The sequence below is a fragment of the Bradyrhizobium sacchari genome (assembly GCF_002068095.1).
GTDB classification, from domain to species: domain Bacteria; phylum Pseudomonadota; class Alphaproteobacteria; order Rhizobiales; family Xanthobacteraceae; genus Bradyrhizobium; species Bradyrhizobium sacchari.
Genome location: NZ_LWIG01000044.1, coordinates 20,211 through 25,272, shown reverse-complemented (window position 1 = coordinate 25,272; position 5,062 = coordinate 20,211). Strand labels below are relative to the sequence as shown.

Sequence of the window (5,062 nt, the reverse complement as noted above, 5' to 3'; positions counted from 1 at the left end):
CTCCAGCGCCGAACAGAACCTCGCCGAAATGGCGCAACGGCTAGAGGCCGCGCTGCGCCGCCCGGCCGGCGAAACGGTCGCGCCTCCGGTTGCGCCGGAGCCGCCCGCCGCTCCCCCGCGCGTGGCACGCAGCGAACCGCCGGCGCCCCCGGCAAAACCCGCCGCGGAGAAGACCAGCTTTGAAAATCTCGAAGACGAGATGGCCTCGCTGCTCGGCCGTCCGAAGCCGTCTTCGTGAGACTGCCGGCCCTCCCGCGTAGAGTTCTTTTTCTTTCTGTCCTGGTCGGCGCGGCTTCGCTCGCAAGCCTTGCGCATGCGCAGGACATCAGCATCAATCTCGGCGGCCAGGGCGGCGGCGTCACTGAGCGCGCGATCCAGCTGATCGCGCTGCTGACGGTGCTGTCGATCGCGCCGTCGATCCTGATCATGATGACGTCGTTCACGCGCATCGTGGTCGTGCTGTCGCTGCTGCGCACCGCGATGGGCACGGCGACCGCGCCACCAAACTCGGTGATCATTGCGCTGGCAATGTTCCTCACCTTCTTCGTGATGGGGCCGGTGCTGCAAAAATCCTATGACGACGGCATCCGCCCGCTCGTCGCCAACCAAGTCAGTGTCGAGGATGCGCTCCAGCGCGCCTCCGTCCCCCTGCGCGGCTTCATGCAGAAGAACGTGCGCGAGAAGGATCTCAAGCTGTTCCTCGACCTGTCCGGCGAGCCGCCGCCGGCCACCCCCGACGACCTCGGCTTGCGCATCCTCGTCCCCGCCTTCATGATCTCCGAGCTCAAGCGCGCCTTCGAGATCGGCTTCCTCCTGTTCCTGCCCTTCCTGATCATCGACCTCGTCGTCGCCTCGGTCTTGATGTCGATGGGCATGATGATGCTGCCACCGGCGACGATCTCGCTGCCGTTCAAGCTGATCTTCTTCGTGCTGGTCGACGGCTGGTCGCTGGTGGCGGGGAGTCTGGTGCAGAGTTACGGCGGCTAGGCGGGCTTTTGGGGGAGTGGACGGCGACCCATCCTCGCCGGCATGAGCGATAGCATCCGGCCCCTCCCCGTCATTGCGAGGAGCTCTTGCGACGAAGCAATCCAGACTGCCTCCGCGGAAGCGCTCTGGATTGCTTCGCTACGCTCGCAATGACGGAGAATGTGGCAACGTTCCAGGCCGCGCCTCGCTGCGGTCGCCCTACCCCTTCACGTCATATTGCTTGCTGAGGTGGTCGCCGATCTGGACCAGCATGGCGACGCTTTCGGGGAAGCCGGGCCGGTCCCGCGTGGCCTGATCGGCGTCGGCACGGAACTCCCAGCTGTCGCCATCGCGAACGATCGAGATGGCGAAGCCATCCGGACCTTCGACATGGGCCTTCAGTTCGGCCCGTGCCATGGCGACGAGTTCGGCTTCGGTCTTGGCAGGCTTGCTCATATCGTCCCTCTCCCGGCATGAAGATGCTTCAGGTTGCCGCCTCGCGCGGCAGCTGTCGAGAGGCCTAGAGGTAGCAGGGTTCTTATCGCGTCATCTTGATCTGGCGCACGGCGGGGATCTTGGGCAGCGAGCCGGTGTGGTCGCTGTCGTCCCTGGCCTGCGGCGAGGCTGGCGCGCGGGCGGTGGCATCGGGGAAGCGCTGCTTCATCTCGCGCAGGAAGCCGTCGAGCGTATCGACGCTGGCGGCGAGCTTGGCGATCTCGGCGAATTCGGCGCTGGAGGCCGCGGCGGGCTTGCTGGCGATGTCGAAGGCGAGACGGTCGGCGCTCTCGCTCATCAGCGGCGCGTATTTCTCGCGGAAGCGCGACAGGCCGATCGAGTCGTCGGCGAGCGCGTAGCCTACGGCGGCGCGGATGATGTCGCTCTTCTCCACCGCGTTGAGCGGTTTGAAGTCGCGGAAGCGCTCGCCGTAATAGAGCTCGATCTGCTCGGCGGACTCGCGCCAGCGCCGCGCCGCCCAGAAGATGTCGGAGCGCAGGCGGAGCACCTCCCGCCCCGAGACGTTGGAGACGATGTCGAGCGCGAGATCGTGGCGGCCGACGTCGCTCTGCGCCCGCGCTTCCAGCAGCAGGCGCTGCTGCCTGAGCTCGCCGGAGAGATCGCTGATGCGGCTCGCGCGCAGCGCCGAGATCGCCTTGTCGGGCCGGCGGTTGGCGAGATAGATCATCGACAGGCGCGCGGCGACCTGGGCGCGAGCAGCGCCTTCGAGGCGGTGGTCGACCTGGTATTGCAGCAGTTCGGCGGCCTGGTCTAGCAGGTCGATCGAGGCGAGACGGTCGGCGAGACGCCGGATCAGCTCGTCGCCGCGGCGGCCGATCGGCGTCAGCTCGCGGAACTCGTAGAACATGCCGAGCGCTTCGACCACCGGCAGCTCGTCGCCCTTCGGCCCCAGGAAGATCTGCGTGAACAGCTCGGAAGCGAGGTCCTGCGCCTGTCGCGAGGCTTCGGCGTTCGGCTGCAGCCTCGTCGCGGTGCGCGCTGCCGTGAGCGCGTCACGGTAGCGTCCGTTCTCGGCGTAGAGCTGCGACAGCATCTGCAGGGTCTTGACCTCGATCGCATCGCCCCGCCAGGTCATCGACAGCGTCTCGAGCTCGCGCAGCGCGTCTTCCTTGCCGATCTCGTCGCGCTTCTGGCGCAGCGCGACCTCGAGCTGCTTGGCCTCTGCCGCAGCCAGCCGATCGTTCGAGGCGACCGCAAATTTGTAGTCGTCGAGCGCGTCCTTGTCATGGCCGAGCGCCTCGGCGAGCCGGCCGCGCAGCACGGCAAAGCCGGGCGCCGCCTCGGGCGAGACGCCGACGACCTCGAGCTCGCCGCGGCGCTTGGAGGCGCCTGCATAGTCCTTCACTTCGAGTGAAGCCCGCATCGCATCCATCGTCACGATGCGCTGGATGTCGAGCGGCAGCGAGGCGATGGCGAACTCGACGTTCTTGAACTTCTCGCGCGCGTCCGCCCATTTGCCCTGGCGCGCATAGGCGAGCGCCTTCCAGAGCTGGGAATCGTGACTGTTGCCGATCACGGGATTGGCGAGGTCCTTCAGGCCCTGCGCCGTCCGGCCGATCAGGATGCTCGCGATCGCGTGCATGATGAGCGCACCGCTCTCCTCCTTGTTGAGCGGATCGGCCAGCATCAATTCGGACACGGCCTTGGCCTCGTGGTACATCGCGCGGGACATGTAGAACTGCGCGAGGTCGAGCCGCGGCAGCGAGCGCATCGCCGGCTCAACGGCCGAGATCGCCGTGATCAGCTCGCTCTGGCGCGCCATGAAGTTTTCCGACTGCCCCTTGCGCCAGCCTTCGGGGCTGAAGATCGGGCGCACCGCGGTCGGCGCCCGCTCGGCCGAGATGTCGACCGGCGACAGCGTTAGCCCGCCCTTCTTGCCGAGAATGACCTTGTCGGCCCCGACCTCGACGGCGACCTCGTCGGAGTTCGGACGGATCGCGATGCCGTGCGCGGATTCCAGCAGCGAGAGATCGACGAGGTCCTGCCGCTTGATGAAGCCGCGGACCGGCCGCTGCGCGGTGATGACATAAAGCGTGTCGCCGGCATCGGGATCGGTCAGCTTGTGCAGCTGGCCCGGGTTGGCAAAGGGGATTGCGATGTTGGCGAGTGCCGGATCGGTGATGTTGCGCGACATCATCAGCGGCAGCGGTGTCGCCTGGATCTTGTCGGCGAGGGTCAGCAGCCAGTTGGTCTCCTTGCCAACCTCCTCGCTCGTCAGCGAGTAGACCAGCGGCCGGGTGAGACGGATGCGCACCGCCTGTCCCTTGTCGAGCGGAACGCGTCCGACCTCCCCGATCATCGCGCCGCCCTTGGTGCGGATCGCCTCGACCTCGATCGGCTTCGGCGAGTCGAACACCAGCCAGATCGTGTCGCCGCGCCGGAACGCCGCCGCAGGCGTCGAGACCTGCAGCGGGAACGTGATGCGCAGGCCATCGCTGTCGCGGCGCGCATCCACGCTGGCAACGGTGGGCTGCGGCGCCGGCGCCTCGGCCTTCGGGGCTTCCTTGAAAGTTTCCTTGGCAGATTCCTTGACCAGCTCCTTCGGCGCTTCCGCCACGACCTCTTTGGGCGCCTCGACCGTTGCAGGCTTGGCAGGCGCAGCCGGAGCTTCGGCGACAGGCGCCGGCTTCGGAGTTTCCTTGGGCGCGTCCGCGGCGCGCGGCGTTTCGGCCGCGACCATGGGAGCCGACTTCGGGGTTTCGGCGGTCGGCATCGCGGCGGGCACTTCCGGCTTCACCTCGATCTTGGCTTCGCGTGCGATCGTCTCGGACGTCGGGGGCGCGATCTCGCGATGCGCATCCTTCGGCTTCTCGGCCGCCGGCTTTTCCGGCGCAGGCGCCGGTGCGTGGCCCGCAGGCTTGGCCTGCGCGATCACGGACTCGGCCGTCGCAGCCATCTTGCCCTTGTCGGGCTGGAAGGAGACGTCGACGACATAGTTCTTGTCGTCGCGAAAGGAGTGCACGTCGGAATCGCCGATCAGCGCGATCTCGACGCTGGTCTGATCAATGTCAGCCTTCTGCTTGATCGAGGCGACGTTCGGTGGCGCGGCAACGACCGCATCCGCCAGGTCGAAATTGAGGTTGGCGTTGAACATCAGCGTGAGCTTCTGCTCGTTGAGCACGGAGGACACGCCGACGCCGTCAGGCATCTCGAACACGAAGCGCACGAAGGTCGGCTGCACCGAGGCGCGAACGCGGATCTGCGGTCGCTTCTTGGTCTCGGCCGCGGCACGCTGGGCGCGCAGCGCCCGTTCCGCGATGCGCGCGCGCTCGGCGAGCTCCTTGACCACGTCCATGGGCAGGCTCGGCGGCGGCCCCTTCCAGCCCTCCGGCAGGAGGTCGACGAAGGTGCGCTCGCCGGCGTTCATGGTGTTGACGGTGACACGCCGCGCCAGCGACAGGCGGATGGCGCCGCCGTCAGGGTCGCGGCGGGCGGAGTTGACGTAGTCGGGCGCGCCTTCCGGAACGCGGTCGACGGGAACGTCGACGGGACGGTCGAAGCGGATGATGAGGATGGAGCCGGCCGTCGTCACCTCGGACGGAACGTCCTCGCCAAGCTTGATGACGAGGCGGGCAAAACC

3 protein-coding genes and 1 pseudogene are annotated in these 5,062 nt (G+C 67.4%); 2 read left to right on the top strand and 2 right to left on the bottom strand.

Features of this window, described 5'->3' with window-relative positions:
- Together A5906_RS31300 and fliP are read left to right on the top strand one after the other, a co-directional pair.
- Positions 1–238, top strand: a pseudogene (locus tag A5906_RS31300) (flagellar biosynthetic protein FliO); the annotation flags it as partial.
- Positions 235–987 carry a flagellar type III secretion system pore protein FliP gene (gene fliP / locus A5906_RS31295; protein ID WP_080139040.1) on the top strand — a complete coding sequence of 251 codons (753 nt, stop codon included), beginning with the start codon at positions 235–237 and terminating at the stop codon, positions 985–987. The pseudogene A5906_RS31300 and the gene fliP, both read left to right, overlap by 4 nt.
- Positions 988–1,185: 198 nt before the next feature.
- On the opposite strand, the gene A5906_RS31290 is transcribed toward fliP, so the two are convergent.
- Positions 1,186–1,422, bottom strand: a complete 237-nt coding sequence (locus A5906_RS31290; protein ID WP_080139039.1) for a hypothetical protein — start codon at positions 1,420–1,422, stop codon at positions 1,186–1,188.
- A gap of 82 nt (positions 1,423–1,504) precedes the next feature.
- The coding region (locus A5906_RS31285) for a tetratricopeptide repeat protein (protein ID WP_245326995.1) at positions 1,505–5,062 on the bottom strand (3,558 nt) is incomplete at its 5' end.